The 19,624-nt window shown below is 60.5% G+C and carries 21 protein-coding genes; 6 read left to right on the forward strand and 15 right to left on the reverse strand.

Going from position 1 to position 19,624, the window contains the following annotated elements; translation table 11 throughout:
• Positions 1–11: 11 nt before the first annotated feature.
• The gene (locus GFM02_RS14410; protein ID WP_168321968.1) at positions 12–992 is read right to left on the reverse strand and encodes an NAD-dependent epimerase/dehydratase family protein; all 981 of its coding nucleotides are present in this window, start codon (positions 990–992) and stop codon (positions 12–14) included.
• A 257-nt stretch (positions 993–1,249) separates the two neighbouring features.
• On the opposite strand from GFM02_RS14410, the gene GFM02_RS14415 reads away from it, so the two are divergent.
• Positions 1,250–1,990, forward strand: coding sequence for an ATP-binding cassette domain-containing protein (locus tag GFM02_RS14415; protein ID WP_020051434.1), 741 nt, complete (start codon positions 1,250–1,252; stop codon positions 1,988–1,990).
• A 40-nt stretch (positions 1,991–2,030) separates the two neighbouring features.
• Entirely contained in the window at positions 2,031–3,029 is a 999-nt protein-coding gene (locus GFM02_RS14420) for an ABC transporter permease (RefSeq protein WP_017961842.1), read from the forward strand.
• Positions 3,030–3,088: 59 nt separating this feature from the next.
• Here the strand turns inward: GFM02_RS14420 and GFM02_RS14425 are convergent, their stop codons facing one another.
• From GFM02_RS14425 to GFM02_RS14450, 6 genes are all read right to left on the reverse strand, one after another.
• The gene (locus tag GFM02_RS14425) at positions 3,089–4,138 is read right to left on the reverse strand and encodes an ABC transporter ATP-binding protein (protein WP_168321969.1); all 1,050 of its coding nucleotides are present in this window, start codon (positions 4,136–4,138) and stop codon (positions 3,089–3,091) included.
• A gap of 13 nt (positions 4,139–4,151) precedes the next feature.
• The gene (locus GFM02_RS14430) at positions 4,152–4,994 is read right to left on the reverse strand and encodes a carbohydrate ABC transporter permease (protein WP_164053858.1); all 843 of its coding nucleotides are present in this window, start codon (positions 4,992–4,994) and stop codon (positions 4,152–4,154) included.
• On the reverse strand, positions 4,991–5,914 hold the full coding sequence (locus GFM02_RS14435; protein WP_020051437.1) for a carbohydrate ABC transporter permease: 924 nt from the start codon (positions 5,912–5,914) through the stop codon (positions 4,991–4,993). Before GFM02_RS14435 ends, GFM02_RS14430 begins: the two co-directional genes overlap by 4 nt.
• Positions 5,915–5,925: 11 nt before the next feature.
• Positions 5,926–7,173, reverse strand: a complete 1,248-nt coding sequence (locus GFM02_RS14440; protein ID WP_131642819.1) for an ABC transporter substrate-binding protein — start codon at positions 7,171–7,173, stop codon at positions 5,926–5,928.
• 132 nt (positions 7,174–7,305) lie between these two features.
• Complete coding sequence (locus GFM02_RS14445) at positions 7,306–8,097, reverse strand: SDR family NAD(P)-dependent oxidoreductase (protein ID WP_168321970.1); 792 nt, start codon at positions 8,095–8,097, stop codon at positions 7,306–7,308.
• Entirely contained in the window at positions 8,094–8,852 is a 759-nt protein-coding gene (locus GFM02_RS14450; protein WP_077979277.1) for a FadR/GntR family transcriptional regulator, read from the reverse strand. Before GFM02_RS14450 ends, GFM02_RS14445 begins: the two co-directional genes overlap by 4 nt.
• A gap of 160 nt (positions 8,853–9,012) precedes the next feature.
• Between GFM02_RS14450 and GFM02_RS14455 the strand changes: the two genes are divergently transcribed.
• The 3 genes from GFM02_RS14455 to GFM02_RS14465 are packed head-to-tail and all read left to right on the forward strand — an operon-like array spanning position 9,013 to position 11,418.
• On the forward strand, positions 9,013–10,158 hold the full coding sequence (locus GFM02_RS14455; protein ID WP_168321971.1) for a mandelate racemase/muconate lactonizing enzyme family protein: 1,146 nt from the start codon (positions 9,013–9,015) through the stop codon (positions 10,156–10,158).
• A 58-nt stretch (positions 10,159–10,216) separates the two neighbouring features.
• Positions 10,217–11,083 (forward strand): DUF6772 family protein, encoded by an 867-nt coding sequence (locus GFM02_RS14460; RefSeq protein WP_072637332.1) that lies wholly within the window; start codon positions 10,217–10,219, stop codon positions 11,081–11,083.
• Positions 11,083–11,418, forward strand: coding sequence for a hypothetical protein (locus GFM02_RS14465; RefSeq protein ID WP_168305563.1), 336 nt, complete (start codon positions 11,083–11,085; stop codon positions 11,416–11,418). Before GFM02_RS14460 ends, GFM02_RS14465 begins: the two co-directional genes overlap by 1 nt.
• Positions 11,419–11,459: 41 nt before the next feature.
• Here the strand turns inward: GFM02_RS14465 and GFM02_RS14470 are convergent, their stop codons facing one another.
• From GFM02_RS14470 to GFM02_RS35095, 5 genes are all read right to left on the reverse strand, one after another.
• On the reverse strand, positions 11,460–12,854 hold the full coding sequence (locus GFM02_RS14470; RefSeq protein WP_168321972.1) for an FAD-dependent oxidoreductase: 1,395 nt from the start codon (positions 12,852–12,854) through the stop codon (positions 11,460–11,462).
• A gap of 19 nt (positions 12,855–12,873) precedes the next feature.
• The gene (locus GFM02_RS14475; protein ID WP_168321973.1) at positions 12,874–13,677 is read right to left on the reverse strand and encodes an SDR family NAD(P)-dependent oxidoreductase; all 804 of its coding nucleotides are present in this window, start codon (positions 13,675–13,677) and stop codon (positions 12,874–12,876) included.
• Between the two features lie 316 nt (positions 13,678–13,993).
• Positions 13,994–14,551, reverse strand: coding sequence for a c-type cytochrome (locus tag GFM02_RS14480; protein ID WP_168321974.1), 558 nt, complete (start codon positions 14,549–14,551; stop codon positions 13,994–13,996).
• Between the two features lie 125 nt (positions 14,552–14,676).
• Entirely contained in the window at positions 14,677–15,699 is a 1,023-nt protein-coding gene (locus GFM02_RS14485; protein WP_246792233.1) for an acetylserotonin O-methyltransferase, read from the reverse strand.
• 94 nt (positions 15,700–15,793) lie between these two features.
• Positions 15,794–16,144 (reverse strand): hypothetical protein, encoded by a 351-nt coding sequence (locus GFM02_RS35095; RefSeq protein WP_246792235.1) that lies wholly within the window; start codon positions 16,142–16,144, stop codon positions 15,794–15,796.
• Positions 16,145–16,404: 260 nt separating this feature from the next.
• On the opposite strand from GFM02_RS35095, the gene GFM02_RS14495 reads away from it, so the two are divergent.
• The gene (locus GFM02_RS14495) at positions 16,405–17,316 is read left to right on the forward strand and encodes an AraC family transcriptional regulator (protein WP_168321976.1); all 912 of its coding nucleotides are present in this window, start codon (positions 16,405–16,407) and stop codon (positions 17,314–17,316) included.
• A gap of 42 nt (positions 17,317–17,358) precedes the next feature.
• Here the strand turns inward: GFM02_RS14495 and GFM02_RS14500 are convergent, their stop codons facing one another.
• Genes GFM02_RS14500 through GFM02_RS14510 form a run of 3 tightly spaced genes read right to left on the reverse strand, consistent with a single transcriptional unit; the run spans position 17,359 to position 19,598 of the window.
• A complete protein-coding gene (locus GFM02_RS14500) occupies positions 17,359–17,700 on the reverse strand; it encodes a hypothetical protein (protein WP_155247518.1) in 342 nt (113 codons plus the stop codon).
• A complete protein-coding gene (locus GFM02_RS14505; protein WP_168321977.1) occupies positions 17,664–18,413 on the reverse strand; it encodes a ribonuclease activity regulator RraA in 750 nt (249 codons plus the stop codon). Before GFM02_RS14505 ends, GFM02_RS14500 begins: the two co-directional genes overlap by 37 nt.
• A 21-nt stretch (positions 18,414–18,434) precedes the next feature.
• Positions 18,435–19,598, reverse strand: coding sequence for a mandelate racemase/muconate lactonizing enzyme family protein (locus GFM02_RS14510; RefSeq protein WP_168321978.1), 1,164 nt, complete (start codon positions 19,596–19,598; stop codon positions 18,435–18,437).
• Between the last annotated feature and the right edge of the window lie 26 nt (positions 19,599–19,624).

Below are 19,624 nucleotides of genomic sequence, written 5' to 3' on the forward strand. Positions count from 1 at the left end.
GCCACACGAAATCAACCCGGATACCAGACGATGCGAGGCTCCTCCTTTGAACGCTCGTATTGCCAGGCCGCGTCGATAAGCATTTCGAGATCGTAGTTTGGCTGCCAATCCAGCAGGTATTTGGCCTTGCTGTTGTCCATCCAATTGGAATGAAAGCGGCTCGGTATGTCGACAGAGCCGAGATTGCGCGTGCGCAGGAGATAGGCGGCGACTTCAGCATAGTCGACGGGGCGATCCATGCAGATATTGAAGAGCTGCCGCTCCGCCCGCGGGTTGTCGATCGCTGCCAGTATTGCCGATACAAGGTCGTCGACATGGACGAAATTGCGCTTCAGCGGACGACCGTCGGCATCGAGCAGCAGCGGCACCGTACCCATCGCCGCATAGCGACGTGCCGCTTCTTCCGGAACGAGCGTCTTCCAGTCCGGACCGCCAAAGACGTCGTCTCCAAAAGACAGCGAATACTTGAAATCGTCCTTTTCCATGATCCAGGGCGCGCGCAGACAACAGCCATTGAGGCCGTACTGAATGCCAAACTGCTCCAGCATGACCTCTTCCAGGACTTTGGAGAGGGCATAGCTTCCCGGATAGGCACAATGGCGAGCGTTCTCGGTGATCGGGCCGTCGTGGCGGTAGTGGAAATGTCCCACACCCGCATCACCACCGATCAGGATGAACTGGCGTGCGATGACGCTCGTACGGAACTCCTCGAGCAGCCAAAAGAGACCTTTGACCGTGACATCCATGATGTCTTCAGGCGTTTCCTTGCATGTGGCGAGATGCACGACATGGGTAACGTCATCCAGCGCCTTTGCCACGACATCGCGATCGGCGATCGAGCCTTGGAAGACATCGACACGGTCGGTCGCCTCGTACAAACGGTTATGACAAAGCGCACGAATACGGGCTTTGGAAAATCTCGGATCGTCAAGCAGCCCAGCAATGAAGCGCCGCCCGACCTTGCCCGTCGCACCGGTCACAAGGATCAGCATGCTCTTTCTCCCCCATTGATAGCTAATATCCGAGCGGCACTCTCGTCAAATGATATTTGTCTGACAAAACAGATTTTTGCGACAATAAGGTCAATGGCCGGGACAATGAGTTGACGCTGTCGCAGGGTTTTGCGTAAATGCTCCCAATCGCTTTCCTGGGAGGATACCGGAAAAGCGAACTCGCCGGAGCCTTGCCTCGAAGACAAGCAGGTTCGGTGCGATGGATAGCCCGCAGGTTTTGGGAGGTGAGGAGGCTGGTGGCGGTTCTTGAGCTCAGCAATATTTCCAAACATTTCGGTGCCATCCAGGCAGTCAACGATGTTTCGTTTTCACTCGAAGCGGGGCAGGTTGTCGGCCTGATGGGCGATAACGGCGCTGGCAAGTCCACATTGGTGAAGATGATCGCCGGCAACTTCCGGCCGAGCCATGGAACCATGCGCCTCGACGGCGCCGATCTCGTGCTTCATCGGCCGAAGGAAGCGCGCCAGCATGGCATTGAGATCGTTCACCAGGACTTGGCGCTCTGCAACAATCTGACGGCGGCAGCGAACGTGTTCCTCGGACGAGAATTGCGCCTCGGCGTATGGCCTCTTCGCATCCTCGACCACAAGGCCATGTACAAGCGCGCCGGCGAGATATTTCGCGAGCTCAAATCCGAGACGCGGGCGCGCGATCTCGTCAAGCAAATGTCAGGTGGCCAGCGCCAAGCGGTCGCGATCGGCCGCACGATGCTGTCGGAAGCGAAAATCGTATTGATGGACGAGCCGACCGCAGCCATTTCCGTGCGCCAGGTCGCTGAGGTTCTGAATCTGATCCGCCAATTGCGGGACCGGGGCATTGTCGTTGTCCTGATCAGCCACCGCATGCCCGACGTCTTTTCGGTCGCCGACCGTGTGATCGTGATGCGGCGAGGCAGAAAAGTAGCCGACAAGCAGATTGCGGCAAGTTCGCCGGAGGAAGTGACGGGACTGATTACCGGCGCCATCGAACAGGTGTGATCGATGCTATCCGTTGCAACAGGAAGGAAGAAGGTCGACGATGGCGATTACACTTGACCAAACGATCGGACAGAAGCAACGGAGCTGGCTTGCAACGATCATGAGCGGCCAGACATTCTGGGTGCTGATTGCAGTCATTCTAGCCTGCATTTTTCTGTCGATGGCAACGGACTCCTTTGCGACCGCGAAGAACATCTACAACATCACCCGCAACGTCACCTTCGTCGCAATTATCGCGCTGGGCATGACGCTGGTCATCATCACCGGCGGCATCGATTTGTCCGTTGGCTCCGTACTTTGCCTGTGCAGCATGGTGCTGGCGGTGGTCATGCACGCGGGATACAGTATTGAAGTCGGCATCGCCGCCTCGATCGGTACGGCTCTGTTGGTCGGAGCTTTCAACGGCGTCTTGATTGCCTATCTCGGCTTCCCGCCTTTCGTCGTCACACTCGGCATGTTGTCGATTGCGCGCAGCCTTGCGATGGTTGCATCAAACAACACTGTGGTTTTTGAGTTCGGACCTGATCACGACAAACTATTGGCGCTGGGCGGCGGCGCCTGGGTTTTTGGCATCGCCAATCCAGTGCTTTACATGGTCGTGCTGGCACTCATTACCGGTTTCGTGCTGCGCTGGACCAAGTTCGGCCGCTATGTCTTTGCGATCGGCGGCAATGAGCACGCCGCGACACTGACGGGCGTTCCCGTGCCAAGGATCAAGGTCATCGTCTATATGATTTCTGCCCTCTCGGCGGGGGTTGCCGGCATCATTCAAACCGGTTGGCTCGGCGCCGTCACCACAAATATCGGTGCCGGGATGGAACTTCAGGTCATTGCCGCTGCGGTTATCGGCGGCGCCAATCTGGCCGGCGGCGTTGGCACCGCCTTTGGAGCCTTGGTCGGCGCCGCACTCATCGAAATCATCCGCAACAGTCTTGGCCTGCTTGGCATCAACGCGTTCTGGCAGGGCTGCTTTATCGGTGGCGCAATCGTGCTCGCCGTCCTTTTCGACCGGCTTCGCAACTTGCGCCAGGGCGAGTAGACGAGCCGGCTCTTAAGAGACTTCTGCGGCTCGCGCCCGCGCCAGGAGCGGCGGTACGCTCAAGCAGTCCGGCCTTGTTCCGTCCGCTTTGTTGTCTGCCCGTTGCCATTGAAAAAGTGCACCTTCGAGACATCGGCGGTGAGCCCTATTTGGTTTCCCGCCTTCATGTCTCCACCGTCGTGCAGGACGAGGCAATCATGCCCAGCCGGCAGCTTGACGTGGAGCAGCGTTACCGCCCCGGTATATTCGCAAAGCCCGACGGTCCCGCGCAGCGTCCCCTCTCGAGGCTCCACGACGCTTAGATGCTCCGGCCTTATCCCGATGGTCTCGGCGGCGGTATCCGCTGCCGTTGCGCCTGTCAGCAAAGGCGCGATATCTGCCGGGAGCAGATTCATTTTTGGGCTTCCGATGAATTGCGCCACGAAGATATTTGCCGGCCGCTCGTATAGTTCCCGGGGGGAGCCGACCTGCTCGACACGGCCGTCGCGCAGAACCACGATCTTGTCGGCGAGCGTCATCGCTTCGATCTGGTCGTGCGTTACATAGATCATCGTCGTGGAGAGCCGCTTGTGTAGTGCGGCGATTTCAGAGCGCATGTGCACGCGCAACTCTGCATCGAGGTTCGACAGCGGTTCGTCGAACAGGAAGACATCGGGATTGCCGACGATGGCCCGGCCGATCGCGACGCGCTGCCGCTGACCGCCGGAAAGCTCGCGGGGGTAGCGATCGAGCAATGCTTCGAGCTTCAGCGTGGCGCTTGCTTCATCGACGCGCTTCTGACGCTCCTGTGCCGGAACTTTGCGGACTTTCAGCCCGAAACCCATATTGTCCCGGACGGTCAGGTGCGGATAAAGGGCATAGGATTGGAAGACCATGGCAACGCCGCGTTTCGAAGCCGGCACTTCGTTGACCACCCGGCCGCCAATCGCAAGTTCACCGCCGCTGAGATATTCCAGCCCCGAAATCAGCCGCAGCAACGTGGACTTGCCGCAGCCCGACGGACCGACGAATACGACGAACTCGCCCGGATCGATCCTGAGATCGACGCCGCGGATGACCTCGACGGCGCCGAAGCGTTTTTCGATACCTTTAAGCGATACACTGCTCATGAGCGTAAATTCCTCATCCCTTCACGCCTGATAGCGCAAAACTTTCGATGATCTGCCGCTGGGCGATCAGATAGACGATCAGGATCGGCACCACGGCAAGACTGGTAGCGGCAAGTTGCAGGTTCCACAGCGGTAAGCCGTAGCTGTCGTTGAAGTTGGACAAGGCCAAGGGCAGCGTGAACATGTCGAGCGAGCTCAGAAAGATCAGCGGCTCCAGGAACAGGTTCCACGAGAACAGAAAAGTGATGATGGAAACCGCCGCCAGGGCCGGACGCGCCATCGGCAGCGCTATCTTCCACCAAACGCCGAAGCGTGAGAGGCCGTCCATCTTGCCGGCTTCTTCCAGTTCCTTGGGCAGGGCCAGGAAGTACTGGCGCATCAGGAACGTTGCCATCACCCCATGAGGGCCGAAGGTGGGCAGCAGGATCAGCGGCCAGTGAGTATCCACCAAACCAAACCAGCGCATCAGGAAGAAGTTCGGAATGATCGTCACTTCCTCCGGCACCATGAGCGCCGAGATCAGAAAAAGCATCAGCAGCCCGGCACCGGCAAACCGCATGCGCGCCAGCGCATAGCCGGCCAGGGACGAGATGACGAGGGTGAGCGCCGTCACCACGATCGCGATGTAAAGCGAGTTGAAATACTGCCGCGCGAACGGCTGGTAGGTGAACACTTCGACGAAATTCTGCCAGCGCCAGACGCGGGGAATAAGCGTCGGCGCACCGAATATCTCGGTCACGCTCTTGAAGCCGGCAGACACCATCCAAACGAATGGGAAAACAAAAGGTATGGCGGCGATCAGCAGCGCGATCGTCCAGCAGGTGCGGTAGAGGATCTGGATTTGGCGCTGGGTCATTCCGATCCCTTTCTCCGCAGCATCACCTGTACCAGGGTCAGCGCCATGATCATCACGAACATGATCATCGCGAGCGCCGAGGCATAGCCGACATTGAAGAACTTGAAGCCCTGCTGGTAGATGTAGAAGGCAAGCACCAGCGTGCCGTTTTCCGGGCCGCCACCGGTCATCTGATATATGTGATCGAAGACCTTGAAAGAACCGATCGTCGTGATGACCATGATGACGAGCGTGGTCGGCGCCAGCAACGGCCAGGTGATCATGCTGAAGATCTGCCGGCGCGAGGCGCCTTCCAGGCGCGCTGCCTCTTCATAGTCCCGCGGGATCGCCTGCAGCGCCGCAATGTAGAGGATCATGTTGAGGCCGACCATCTTGATGACGCGGGTGACGATGACCGCCGCCATGGCCCAGTTCGGTTCACGCAGCCAGTTTGGACCGGTGATCCCGGCCAGCGCCAGTACCTGGTTGATGAAACCACCTTCTCCCTGCAGCAGAAATTTCCAGACGATCGCCCAGGCGATGGCCGAGGTGATGACGGGAGCGAAAAACACCGTGCGAAAGAACACGACCCCGAAGAACGGCCGGGAAAGGGCGAGCGCCAAGGCGAGCGCGAGCGCCATGTTGAGCGGCACGAGACCGATCGCGAAAATAACCGAATTGCGTACCACAAGCCAAAAGTCAGGGTTTTCGAGCAGCGCATTCTGAAAATTGGCAAGGCCTACGAAGGTGGCCTGCTGGCTGAGCAGGTTCCATTCGGTCATTGAATAATAGACCACTGCGCAGAGCGGACCGAGGAAGAAGATGAGGAAGCCGATGAAGGTGGGGCTGACAAACAGCCACGCCTCCATCATCTCTCTCATCTTCAACGTCAGCCAGGTCTTTTGGCCGGTTCGAATGGAGTTATGAACGGTATCGGCCATCTTCGTTCTGATCAAAGCAGGGGCTGGATTGCCGCGCAGATGCCCTTGATGGCGGCATCGACATCGGCATCCGGCTTCCACAAGGCGTCGACGCGAGGCGCCATAGCGGCAAGGATCTGGGGCGCTTTTTCGTTAGCCGAGACCACCCGGCCCTTTTCTATCGCGGCAGCCACATTCTTCATCATCTCGGGCGGCACGAGCTTGTTGCCGTTGATGAATGCATCGGCCTGCAGAACGCTCTTGCGGGCCGGCGGGAAGAACTGCGCCATGGTGGCGACGTTCTCCTTATTGGTCATATGCGCCACGAATTCTGCGGCGATTTCGGTATTCTTGCCTTGGGCGAACACAACAAGACCGGCCTGGCCAATAACGGGTGACTCACCACCTGGGCCGGTGGGCAACGGTGCGATGCCCCACTTGAAGCCGGCTTCCGCCATCTTCGAAGCACGGGAAATCTGGTTGACCGTCATCGCCGAATTGCCGGAGAAGTAATCACCCTGTTCGCCCGGCGGAACGATGGACTTGTCCTTGAAGACCATGTCATGCAGCTGCTTGACCGCCTTGACGGCTTCTGGCTTGTCGAAGCCGCATTCCTTGTTCGACCAGATGTCGCCGCCATAGGCGCGGATTGGCGGCAGAAGGGCATGAGTCATGCGAGAGGCATAGCCTTCGCCATCCTTGAACTCGAAGCCCCATTTGCCGGGATTGGCTGCCGCGAGCTTCTTGGAGACTTCCTGGAACATGTCCATGTTCCATTCGCCCTTGGCGGCGAGCGTCAGCGGATCTTCGAGCCCGGCTTTATCGAACATGTCCTTGTTGTAGTAGATCATGAAAGGCGAGGTGGAGAACGGAATGCCGTACACCGTTTCATCCTTCTGCCAGAGGCCCATGGCTGGCTTTGAGAAATCATCGAAATCATAGCCTTCCGCCGCCTTGAGCGTCGGGCCGAGATCCATCAGAAGATTGGCGTTTTCGAAAGCCGGAGCGGCATCCTCCATCATCCAGGCTACATCGGGAGCATTGCCGCCGGCGATCTGGAAGGTTAGTTTCTGCGTGTAGTCGTTGACCGGCACGGTCTCGAACTTCACGTTGACGTCGGGATGTGTGGCTTTGAAGCTCTCCGCAATGCCATTCAGCATCTTCAGATGAGCCTCGCTCCCGGTCCAGACCGTCATGCGGAGATCCGTCGCGAAGACGGCAGACGTCGATATGCACAATGTCAACGCGGATGCTGCGATACCTGCTAATGCGGCCTTCATGGTTTCCTCCCCTTTTGGTCGTCGGCAATCAGCCTTCACCGATTGAATGCAAACGGCATTCGCCTGGAATTTGGCTGCAAGCTGCGGCGGATGGTTCCGCCGCATGATCTCGAAAACCTTGCCGCAGGCCGTTCACCCGGCAGCGTGCGGAAGGCTCCCGGGCGCGTCTCCGATCGACCATCCTCCGTCGACCGGAATATTTGCACCCGTAATGTAGCTGGCAGCATCGCTGCACAAAAAAACAAACGCCCCAACCAGGTCCTGCGGCTGGCCCGGCCTGCCCACAGGGATCTTGGCGGCTACCGCTTTGCGGAACGCCGGGTCGCCGTAGCGCGCGGCATTGGCCTCGATCTCGATCGCACCCGGCGAAACCACATTCAGCGTGACGCCGCGATAGCCGATTTCGCGCGCAATCGACCTGATCGCAGTCAACTGCGCCGCCTTGAGCGACGCATAAACAACCGTTTCCGCCCGCGGTCGCACCGCCATGATACTGCCTGTGGCGACGACCCTGCCCCAGCCCCGCTCGGCCATCGGTGGAACCAGCTTTGCCGTCAGCGTCAGCAGCGCCGAGAAATTCGATGCCACATGGGCGTTGACATGCGCCTCATCCAATTCCTGCCAGGGCCGCCGACGTTCGATGGCGGCATTGGCAATGAGGATATCGATCGGGCCGTGTGTTTTGAGCACTTCATCGGCAAAAGCCTGCGTCGCACGCCCGTCGGTGAAGTCTGCTTCCAGTACCGGCGCCGTCCCTCCGGTCGCCCGGGCCACCTCACGCGCGCCCGTTTCATTACCGAAATGATGCAGGATCAGTTCCGCTCCATGCTCCGCAAGGCCAAGCGCAACAGCCCGACCGATGCCGGAACTGGCACCGGTTACCAGCACGCGTCGGCCTTTCAGTGAGAAGCGCGCGGCGCTCATCGCTCGGCATCTTTCAACTTGTCGGCCACCTCAAGCGAGGCAATGTCGGCAGCTTCGAAATGCTCCCGGATTTTTTGCTCGGCGAGGTCGGCATCACCAACTGCAATTGCGTCGTAGATCGCCTGATGCCGGCCAATCGTTGCCCGCCAGTCAGCGTCGCTGCGATTGGCGCGACGTGAAAACAATTCCGACACCTCGCGCTGCACGGAACGCATGCTCTCCATGTGCACGCGGATCATGTAATTACCCGTCGTCACGGCGAGGCCGAGGTGAAACAGGATGTCGGCGGCGGTAAAGCCGGAGGGCTCCTGGACGGAAGCCAGCATGCCCGCCAGGCCCTGCCGCATAATATCCAGACCTTCCGGATCGCGACGTTCGGCGGCGAGTCGGGCAATTCCCGTCTCGACGACGCGGCGCATTTCATTGGCTTCGCGCAGCCGCTTGAGACTGGAGCGGACCGCGTAGCCGTAGATTTTGTCCATCGATTCGCCGCTCAGCGCCTTGGCCCGGGCAACCTTGCCTTGTTGGGTGAAGATCAGCCCGGCTGCCGTCAGCTGGCGAAGCGCCTCGCGGGCGATAGGCTTCGAGACGCCGAACTCCCTAGCGATCTCCCCTTCGGGCGGCAACGGCTCGCCAGGCGAGATGCGCCCATCAAAGAGCGCGGCGGCAATCGCATCGGAAACCCCATCCGCCAACCGCGAAGGGTTGGGCGGCTTGGCGGTGAAAACGGGTTTCCTTTCGGGAATTTCACTCATCTCGATCCTCATATTCACAAAGCTAACACGCAGTTTCCAACTTAGCAACTAGGTTTATCAGTTGCCAAGTCACCAACATCTAGCTAGGAATAACAGACACGCCCCAAAGCAGCGAGCAAAACCAAGAGCAACGAGCAAAACATTGGGAACGAAAGAGCCGATGGATTCTGTGCAACCTTCGACCGGACCGGCGATCATTATTTCAGATGTCATCGCCCATCCGCTCAGCCAGACGCTGCCCAAACCGACCGTCACGTCCTGGGGCACCTATCACAAGGTCTCGATGGTTCTTGTCGAGTTGCGCACAGATGCCGGCATCGTCGGCGTCGGTGAGGTTCTGGCCCGGTTTTCGCCTAAGGCCTATGCGGAACTGATCGAAACCTCGTTAAAACCACGGCTGATCGGACAGGACGCGCGCAACATCGGCGCGCTCTGGCAATCCATGCGGCGCTCGCTGTCAGGCCGCGCCGGCGGCATGCTGATCGAGGCGATCGCAGGCGTCGACATTGCGCTGTGGGACATCATGGGCAAGGCCGCGGGCATGCCGATCGCCAAGCTGCTTGGCGGCATCGGCCGGGAAACGATCGAGGTCTATGCCGCCGCCGTAAACTGGGTCGACGATGCTGAGGCGGATCGGGAACTGGAGCGCTATATCGGCGAGCGATTCCCGCGCATCAAAGTCAAGATGGCCAATCCGGTCAGACAAGCCTGCCGGCGCATCGAACGGCTGCGCAAGCGCGCCGGCGACGATATCGAACTCTGTGTCGACGCCAACTGGGCCTACGATCTGGACCAGGCGATCGAGGTCGGCAGGGCACTTTCGGCCAACGGCTACTTCTGGTTCGAGGAGCCGCTGGCGCCGGAAAACGAGCAAGGCTATGAAGAACTTCGCAAACGCTGCGACGTGCCGCTCGCAGCCGGAGAGAGCAACTTTACCGCCGATCAGGCGCAGCGTCTCGTCGCCAACCGCACCCTTTCAATCCTGCAGCCGGATGTCGCCCGTGCCGGCGGCATATCCGAAACACGGCGCATGGCAGACTATGCCGCCCTGCACGATGTGGGCTACGCCCCGCATATCGGCATGTCCGGCATTATCTGCGAGACGGCCAGCACGCATCTGGCGGCCGCCCTTCCGAATTTCCGGGTGATGGAATGCGAATGCGATCTTAGCCCCTTCAAGCGCGACCTGGCCGATCTGGCGCCCGGCTGCCTGCGCCAGAAGAATGGCCGGCTCGACGTGCCGACACGGCCGGGTCTCGGCATCGAAATCGATTGGGACGCCGTCAAACGGCTCCGCGTACAGTGAGGTCAACACCATAATGACGACATCAGCCCCCTCTTCCACAGTCGACATGATGGAAGCCATGAGGCTCGCCATGCTTCGCGCAGATCCGGCGCTCAGCCGTTTCGATCCTCTGCCGCGCATCCTGTCGTTTGACGATTTTTCGCGCGGGCATTGCGGCTGGTCGCAGTTGGTCGGCAATTACGAGGACACACTCGACGTCATGCTGCCGGGCTTTGCCCAGCACTCGAGCGCCATGCTCTCAACTCTCGGGCATTGGGATGCGGGGTCCCACGGCGGCATGGATTCGTCCTATGCGCTAAAGATCGCCACAAAGGCAAAACCGGGCGCCCAGAACGTTGCAATCAAGCGTCATACCTTCCGCAAGCGCGGCCCGATCCGCTTTGAGATTTTCTTCACGTTCAAGCCGGAGGCGACGGAACTGAAACTATCGGAAACCGACGTGCGATCGATCGGCTTCCTGTTCGACCTGCAATGCGGCGATCGGGACGGAGATGGCGAGCGGGTGATGCCGCATCTGCGCTTTCTCAATGCACTCGACGGCAAGCACTTGCAGAAATGGCAGTACAAACGCGAAACCACGCCCTTCACCGCCATCGGCCGGGAAGACAAGACCGTAAGCCACTATCACCTGGCGCCCGAAGGCTGGCTGGACTTGCCGGATGGTGAACAACGGCTCTGCTACAACGAGATCCCGACGAAGGTGAACTGGAGCTATATGCGCTTCGATTTCGACCTCGCCTCCATGAAGGCGACCGGCTTGCAATGCAACGACCGGAATTTCGATGTATCCGGCTTCGAGTCGATCCGGATTCCGGCGATGAAGAACCTCTGGTGCATGCTGAACTTCTGCCTGTTCGCCGAGACGGATGTCGCCAAGCGCGCCTTTCTCTATGTCGATTCCATCTGCATTTCAGGGGATTTTTGATGCTTCCCGAAAACATCACGGCGGTGATAACCCGCAATGAGCGCTGGAGCGGTGACGCCGCGAGCGAACCCTATGAGGCCGGCTGGGCGCATGAAGCCGTGTTCTTCATTCGGGCATTGAAGCCTCCCGTCGGCGCTGCACCCAAGGGCTGGGTGGAAATCTCGCCTGATGGCATGCACTGGGTTCGCGAAGGAACGGAATTCGCCATGCCGGGCGAACAGGACGGCGTTGCCGTGGCCCGGCTCAACGCCTTCGGCAATTGGCTGCGCGTTGCAACCCGATTTGCCGATGGCGCTGAATGCACCGTGCTGGTGACCCTTCATCTGAAGGCCTGACTTGAGAAAACGCGGGTATCGCTCCCCGCTTTCTCCTTCCGTCAGCCAAGATAGGCGCCCTGGGCCAGAAGTTCCCTGCGCAAGTCCGCGTAGTCGACATGCCGGGGACTGGCCCTGTTGCCGACCGAAAGTGCCGCGGCAACACCGGCCGCCTGGCCGAGCGCAAAACAGGGCGGCATGACGCGAATGGCGCTGAGCGCCTCATGCGTCGCCGAGACCGCGCGGCCGGACACCAGCAGGCCCTCATGAACGCGCGGCAACATGACCCGGTAAGGTATCTGGTAGATATTCGCCGCATCAAGCCCCTCGCCACCGGTCCCACCGCCCGAGCCTGTGGGGTCGTGAATATCGAGCGGATAGCCGCACAACGCCACGACATCGTCGAAGGCGCGGCCGGAATGCAAATCTTGCAGCGTCAGTTCGTAGGCGCCATCGATCCGTCGGGTTTCCCGTACGCCGATCTGGGTTGCCGTGTCCCGCAGTTCCACCTGTTCGAAGCCGGGCAGATTGTTGCGGAAGAAATCGAGCAGCGCCACGGTCTGCTCCCGGCCTTCGACCTCGGCAAGCGAGAGCTCAAGGGAGTCAGCCCCATTGCGGCGCAACACGCGGCCGGTATTGATGCGCCAGACGCCCGGTTCCATGGTTTTGTAAAGGCCGATGCCGCGGCGAGGCGCGGGAAAGCGGCCCTCGGCCGTCGCCTTGGCGACGATCGAGGCGAAAGGCCGAAAATCCTGCGGATGCGCGCGGATGTAGTCCTCCACCGCCTGGTCATCGACGTTCTGCACGCGGAAGAACAGTGTCTGCGGCTGGGAAAGGCCGTCGCTTTCCCGCCCCTGACGGGTATGGACACCGGCATAATGGGCGACATCGCCGTCGGCCGAGCAATCGACGACGACCTCGGCACGAACGCTCCTCAGCCCGCCCTTGCAGGCGCAAACGACCCCGAGCACCCGGGGATTGTCCGCGTCATGGTCATCGACGATGGCATCGACGACCATGGTGTGCAGCAACAATTCCACTCCCGCCTCGACGCACATGCGCTGCGCCGCGACCTTCGCCGCCTCAGGTTGGAAAGGGGTCACCTTGTCGTGGCCGTAGACGATGAAGCCGCAATAGGCCGAACCTGCCGGGATCGTACTCGGATGCAGCGCGCCGCCAAGCGCCATCATCCGCTGAACGAATTCTTCGTAGATGCCGCGGATCAGTTGCTGGCTGCCGTCGAGCGAATAGGAGGTCATGCAGGGGCCGACGAGGCCCGCCGTGAGGTTGCCGCCGAGGAAGCCGTAGCGCTCCACAAGGCGTACCCGCACGCCAAGACGTGCCGCCGCGACAGCGGCCGATAATCCCGATGGTCCTCCCCCGACGACGAGCACATCGACACCATCGAGTTCGGGAATATCAGCCGAATAGGCGTAACGGCGGGCTGTCTGCTGCATACTTCTATCCCCTCCCCGTCTAGCGGAACATCGATCCGCCATCGACATCGAGCGCGGCGCCGTAGGTAAAGCTGGCTGCATCCGAGCACAGGAACATGATTGCCGCCGCCATGTCCTCCGGCCGCCCCATGCGCCGCATCGGCAGATTGCCGGCGATTCGGTCCTTCAGCGACTGATCGATATGGGAGTGCATCGGGGAATCCGTCGGTCCGGGGTTCAGCGCGTTGATGCGGATCTTCTTGCCCGCAAGTTCCCGCGCCACCGATTTGACCATCGACAAGGTCCCGGCTTTCGATGCCGCATAAGCGGTATCGGCAATCAGCCCGCCGCCGCCATGCACGCCGGCATCCGAGGCGATACAGACGATGTTGCCGCCATCGGTGTTATCGAGCATGCGTTTGACCGCCGCCTGCACGACGAAGAAGCTGCCGAGCAGATTGACATCGAGCACGCGATGCCAATGCGCCCGATCCTGCTCGAATATACGTTTGGCTGTGATGATCGCTGCACACGTCACGACGTTATCGAGACGCACCAGATTGGCGTCACAATAATCGAAGGCCTTGTCGATGCTTTCCTGATCGCTGACATCCACCGTCACGGTGTGAACAGCCGCGCCGCCATTGTGCAGTTCCGCACCGTAGCGCTTCAGCCCCGCCTCATCACGATCGGCCATGACCACTTCCGCGCCCTTGCTGGCAAAGGCTCTTGCAGTTTCAAGACCCATTCCACTCGCGGCGCCCGTGATAAGGACGGTTCGGCCCGCAAAACTATCGTCGGAAAAGGTAGCATAGGTCCCAGACATCGTCGCAGCGTCCTTCATCAGGGCAGCCCAACACCAGTCAGCAGGCTCGCCTCACCATTGCTAGTAACGTAGCAACTATGTTATATAGTTGTAAAGCGCAATGTGGAGGCGATACGCAGGCTGGAAACAGAGTTTCGCGTGGGCAAAATACTCAGGACGGAGGGGCAAACTGTTGATCGCGCTGATTTCAAAAAGCGCGGCAGGCGGCGAAAATACGGGCTCGGGAAGGGCGATGTTCTCTTCCCGAACTGAACTCCGGCGCGATCATCCGGGGCGACTCCGCGCGAGTCGTGAGCCGGCAATGGGATGGGCGCCGCCCTGCAATGCGCCGGCCCTATTTCTCCGCCGGCGCCACGATCTTCATCACGAACGAAGTCGACGCCTCGCCCGGCCCGAACGGTCCGGGCACCTTGTTGCTCACCGCCGGCAGGCTCTTGAGATAGGCCGCAATCGCCCCGGCGTCAGAATCGGTGAGCTCCGCTAATGCGGCCCACGGCATGATCGGAGCCAGCATGCGTCCGTCGGGGCGCTTGCCTGTCCGGATCGCCGTGACGATATCACGCTCGCTCCAGCGCCCGAGACCCGTCTCCTCGTCGGGCGTGAGGTTGGAGCCGTAGAAGACCCCGACATCAGGGATCTCGAACCCGACCTCGGAGCCGCCGAGGTGACGCGTCATGTCCGGCTTGCCGAGGAAATGTCCCGGCGTGTGGCAATCGGTACAACTCGCGATGGTCACCAGGTATTTCCCCCGTTCGACCAGCTCGCTGTCGGCCGCGCCGGCAGGCGGCGATCCAATCGCCGCCGCCAGCGCCGCGAATGCTGCGGGCAACACCCGCCTGGCCGCCTGCGACGCCACGCGCGTCGCCGCAGATCCGAAGTCGTGAATACTCATGCTTGCCTCCGTCCCGTTGCTCTGGAGCATGATGCCGAAAAGTGTGCGCGGTTTTCGGACGACACCATGCTTTGATTTAGATCAGGTCTCATATTCTAGGCCGATCGGGCGTAAATCATGCTGATCTAGGGCTTGCTGCCGATCACGGCGCCGTTCGCGGCGGGTGCGTCGAACCAGACCGTCTCGATGTGTCGGAATCCGGCTTCATCGAGCCACGCCGAATATTCGGCCGGCGTGTAGTTTCGCCCTTCCGTCTCGATCAGCATGTTGAGACTCATCAGCGCAGCCGGCGCCGGCCCGGTCTTTTCGTCATTGACGAGAAGCTCGCTGATGACGACTGCGCCGCCGCTCGGCAAAGCCTCGAACGATCGGCGCAGCAGGGCGCGGTTCTTCGCCTCGTCCCAATCGTGCAGGATCATCGACAAGAGATGCACGTCGTGATCCCCGGGAAGCTGTTCGAAGAAGTTGCCGCCGCCGGTCTCGATGCGGTCGGTCAAGCCGGCCTCGGCAATCTTTCCCGCGGCGATCGCGGCCACATGCGGCAGATCAAACACGGTCGCGCGCAGCGCCTCATACTGTTTGCAAAGCACGATGTCATAAGCGCCCGATCCGCCGCCGATGTCCAGGAGGCGGCGGAAATGACTGAGATCCAAGGCTTCGCCGAGCTTACGCGCGGTCATCATGGAGAGCGAATGCATCGCCTCCCAGAAGAGTGCCAGCATCGTCGGATCCTCGCCGTCGAAGATCGAGGATTGCACCGCAGGGTCCCACGTGGTTGGCCGGTTCGTGCGCAGCGCTTCGGTAAGTTTGCCCCAGCCCGCGTAGAGCCGCTTGTCGGCCATCCGCACGAAGCCACCAAAGTAATACGGCTTGCCCTTCACGAGATAGGCTTCGCTTAACGGCGTATTGCGATAACGGCTCTCCGTTTTCTCCAGAAGCCCGAGTGCAGCGCAGCCGGTCAACAGCATCTCGGCCGGGCGTGGATGCAGACCGAGCGCTTGCGCCAGCTCGCCAGCTGTCGTGCCCGGGCCGCCCGCAAGGCGGCTGAAGAGGTCCAGCTCGTGCGCGGCGGCCAGAGTCTTGAAGGCCCAGAAACCGGTCGAAAGCGCCATTAGCGGGACGGCGGAAGGAAGTTCCTGCGTGCGCATCATTTTACTCCTTTCATGACAGACGGACCGCGCGGGTTCCAAGCCCGCTGAATCTCGGCAGGCCAGTTACGGCTGAAACGGCCCGGTGGTCGGCTTATCTCATCGACATCAGGTACGTGATCAGACCTGGCTTGACTTCAAGCACTGCCGCTGGCGCCTCGGCATGACCGATGTCTCTCAACTGATCGGGGCTTAAATCCGCGATTGCCCGATGTCTTGAGACGGTCAATTGCCAAGTCTTGAAGGCTGCGACCGTGGCCTTCACAAATCCAAGTCGTCGCACTCTCGACGAGTGATCGACGCGAATTTCCGCTCGAGGCATTTCAGCCTCCCATTTCCAGCCATCCGCGCGAGTTCCTCGGGAGGTTGCGGCCCAACGGCCAGTTCGTCGGCGACGTTCAGCTTCGCCGCCACCAATAGCAATTGCGTTATCAAGTAACCGCATGTTCTTTCCTCGCTCTGCTACAGCATCGGCCTGAAAATCGGAATCGATTTTCGGAAAGCACGATGCGAGGATTGAAAGAGTTAGAGCGTCCTTTGTGCGTCCGATTGGACGCACGGCGCTCTAAGACCTCCCACAGGCCGACACATAGCGCAGGCACCGCGGCGCTGTCAGTCCAAAAGCTCCGGGTTTTGTTCTGATCTTGCTGCGGAATGGGCAGCGGTGTTGCTAGCCGGCAGAGATTTTGGTTAACTGACGTTGCCATGTTACGATTGCAGGACTACGCCATCTTCAGCCATTTGCAGCAGTCGGGTGTTCCTTTGCGAGCCTCGGCACGCTTCGGGGAAGGCTTGGCGGCCGCGCTCTGGGAGCGGGAGGGACGCGGGCATTACCACTACAACCCGGCCAATCACCATACACTCAGTTTTTGGGTCGCCGAGGGTGCGGGCTTTCGCCGGCTGCGCGGACGCGGCTACGATCCCATCCATGGCGAAAGCAGCCTCTGGGTTGTGCCGGCCGGCGCGCCGACGGCTTGGGAAGCTGCCGGGAAAGGTCGGCTTCTCCACTTCTACATCCCGACGCCGGTGTTTGAATCCCGGGTGGTGGAGACGCTCGATGCCGACCCCAGCCTGATAAGCTTGCGCGAAGAGGGCCTCCAACGCGACCCGTCACTCGAAAACATCATCCGCGCCATGGTGCTGCCGCTGTCGTGGGAGGAGCCGGCCGACCGCATCGCGATAACTCAGGCTGGCGAAATGCTGACCGCCTACCTCGCGGCCCGCTGCAGCGAACGCCCGCCGAAAGCGCTCTTCATCCGCGGAGGTCTGGCGCCAGTCGTTCTGCGTCGGGTGCAGGAGTATGTCGAAGCCCATCTGGAGCAGGACCTGACGATTGAGGACCTGGCTGCCGTGGCCGGTCTGAGCCCTTATCACTTCGCCCGTGCCTTCAAACGCTCGACTGGTTTTGGCCCCTATCGCAACGTGTTGCGCAGGCGTATCGAGCGTGCCAAGCGGCTTATTGCAGCAGGCAAGGTTCCATTGTCCGACGTGGCACAGGCCTGCGGCTTCGGCAGCCAAAGTCATTTTTCCGCCCGCTTCCGAGAGGTAACCGGACTGACCCCACGCCAGTTTGGCCGCTGCTTTCATGACCGGTCCTTGGTCGCTCGCGTCGGGTGAACGCAATCCACCGAGAACGGCACGAGCTCCTCGGGGACGCGATCACCCCGTGAGTTTGCAGAGCATATCGAGCTCGTCCCGTCGACAACGGGGCTTCATCTCACCGCTCCGGCCCGGAAAATGTCGGTAGACCAGATCGCCGTGATCGCCCGCCGCGCTGCCGATCGCGGCGTCGCCATCCAGATCCTGTCGCATTTCGCCGTGAGTGCGATCCCACGAGTCGGTATTATGCTGGGATACGGCGCTATTCCCACGACCCGCATCGACGAAGGGATGCAATTGCTCCACGCTTGTTTCGATAGTGAACCGCAGTGAACCAAGCTCGAAGATCACGTCCGGGCGATAGGCTAACTTCGGTTCTCCAAGCGGTTTGTTTTGCGCCACTCTTCGTATTCTCCGCGGGCATCGTCATGCAGCGGATAGTAGCGCTGCAACGACCCGCCCTCCATAAGCTTCACTCGCGAGAACTCCTCCCAATCGTGATGCTTTTGCGACTCTTCGATTACCTTCGCGGCCATCGCGACTGGAAGTACCACCACCCCATCATCGTCGGCGACGATGATGTCGCCGGGGATTACCGTGACACCGCCGCAGGCAATCGGAACGTTGACCGCATTCGGATAGATGCTGGTCTGCACATGGTAGTTGGGCGTCCAGCCACGTAGCCATAGGGGGAGATCCAGCTTCTCGACATTGGGCCGGTCGCGCATGCACCCATCGATCACGATGCCAGCGCCGCCTCTGCCTTTGAAATAGGTCGACATCATATCGCCGAAGACGCCCGAGCTCATGTCGCCGCGCGCGTCGACCACGACCACATCGCCCTCCTGCACGTGATAAAGCACATGGCGGTGCAACTGCGTCTCCGGATCTGCATATTCTCCCTCGGTGAAGAGGTCCGGCCGCTGAGGCATGAATTGAAGCGTCAGGGCCGGCCCGACGATCGACTTCCCGCGATTCTGCGGCACGGGACCGACCATGTGCGGATTGCGGAAGCCCATGTGGCCAAGCGTGCCGGAAATCGTCGCGGCGCCGATTTCCTTCAATGCGTCGATCAGCTCTTTGGGCGGTCGCGTAATGTCGGGCGTATGCGTCATTTTTGGCTCCGGTGGATGAAACTACCAGTTCGTGACAGAACCGTCGCGGCGCTTCAGGTGCGGCGCTTCCCAGAAACGAAAGCTCTCCGTCTTGACCGCCTCTTCGTTGACCTCGACGCCGAGCCCCGGCAGGTCGCTGACCGGATAGTCGGGGCCGTCGAGCCTTGGTTGCACGGGGAAGAAGTCGGAATTATCGAAGCCCAGTTTTGCTTCGGGCGCTCTGGTCTCGAGCCAGGCGAAATTCGCTACCGCGGCGGCGAGATGGATGGTCGCGGCCGTGCAGATCGGGCCGAGGGGGTTGTGCGGCATCAGGTCCACATAGTGCGCCTCGCTCCAGCCGGCGACCTTCATCGCTTCGGTGAGCCCGCCAACATTGCAAACATCGAGCCGGTTGAACTGATGGATGCCACGTTCGATGTAGGGCAGGAATTGCCACTTGCTGGCAAATTCCTCGCCGATGGCGAAGGGGATGTCAGTCATCGTGCGCAGGGATTCGTAGGCCTCGGGCGTCTCGTCTCGTATCGGCTCCTCGAGGAAATCAAGCACGCCACGGCCGAGCTTGTTGCAGAAGCTCGCCGCCTCTGCCACCGACAGCCGATGATGATAGTCGATGCCGAGGACGACCTCGTCGCCCAGCGCCTCGCGCGCCTTATTCAGCATAGTTGCGGTCGCGCCGATCGACTGGCGCGGTTCAAAGATGCCCTTGCTGTTTTGCCCGATAGGAAAGAAGCGGATCGCCTGCCACCCTTGTTCGCGTAGTTCGCGGGCTCGTTCGATGGCAACATCGCCCTCGGCCTCGTCACCCGTCGAGGCGAAGGTAGGAATACGGTCGCGCTGCTTGCCGCCCAGCAGTTCGTAGGCCGGCACCCCCAGCGCCTTGCCCTTGATGTCGTGAAGGGCGATGTCGATGGCGGAAATCGCCGCCTGCAGAACGCGCCCGCCTTCGAAGTATTGGCTGCGATAAACTTCTTGCCAGATCCGACCAATCTGCATCGGATCGCGGCCGATGAGAAACTCGCGATAGTGCTCGATCGCGCCGGCCACGGCCTTTTCGCGACCGCTCAAACCGCTCTCGCCCCAGCCGAAAATGCCGTTGTCGGTCTCGACCTTGACCAGCATCTGGTTGCGCGTTCCCACCCATACTGGATAGGGCTTGATTGCCGTGATTTTAAGCTTCGTAGTCATTCACGCCCTCGTTTCGCACGCATCGG

Source organism: Rhizobium leguminosarum bv. viciae (assembly GCF_012276115.1).
GTDB lineage: Bacteria > Pseudomonadota > Alphaproteobacteria > Rhizobiales > Rhizobiaceae > Rhizobium > Rhizobium leguminosarum_T.